This is a genomic window from Endozoicomonas atrinae (assembly GCF_001647025.1).
Taxonomy (GTDB): domain Bacteria; phylum Pseudomonadota; class Gammaproteobacteria; order Pseudomonadales; family Endozoicomonadaceae; genus Endozoicomonas; species Endozoicomonas atrinae.
On record NZ_LUKQ02000681.1, the window covers coordinates 1 to 744 of the forward strand.

Below are 744 nucleotides of genomic sequence, written 5' to 3' on the forward strand. Positions count from 1 at the left end.
GACGCTTTTAAACCTTGAATACCTTTATACATGGTTGCTCCCGCTTCAGCAATTTTGGAGAAAGGTATCGGAGCCACCGTTAACCGTTGCCGGGCCTCGGGCTTGATGAAGTAAATATACCGAAGCTGAAAGCCGTTGAGATACTCAGCACCATCCGGCACCTTGGCAGCGCCTCCCATTTTCAGGATGCTCTTGCCAGCTGTGTAGGTGATGCTTGCTGTTACCGTTCCATCCGGGAGCCGGATGATGGAGTTGTTCTTGTTGATCTGCGTCAGGACAAACCCGGCTGCACGATAGATCGTCCCGTCACCGCACCGGGTAGCGTCTGAAAACGACAACACCCATTCGATGTTCGGATAGTGCTTCTTGATGAGCTTGAAGCAGATAGAGATCGCCCGACTTTCACTGTTCCGGGGAAGCCGGTCAGAAAAGGCCATTCGATTGAGCTCTATAAAATCATTCCACTTGGTATCCCGGACAAGCCCTATAACTTTGCGTCGATCAATGGGAGGACCAAATTGCAGAGCGCCTTCCAGCCTGCCCTCATAAAATATCCCGAAATTCAGCTGTGAGTTATTGCAGACCTTTCCGCTGTAGTGATTCCGCTTCACTACACGATCAGCATCTTTCTTGCTGATGAACTTGACCTGAATGTCCTTAGCCTTGCCCATTAAACACCTCAGCGACTCTGGCCAGACCGTTGCCATTGCCGTTCTCATTGCCGGTTTCACCAAACGGCCCTAA

The 744-nt window shown here is 50.8% G+C and carries 1 protein-coding gene; it reads right to left on the reverse strand.

Features of this window, described 5'->3' with window-relative positions; genetic code table 11:
• Positions 1-707: Mom family adenine methylcarbamoylation protein (locus AK963_RS30025; protein WP_238593905.1), on the reverse strand; the 707-nt coding region annotated here is incomplete at its 3' end.
• Positions 708-744 lie beyond the last annotated feature (37 nt).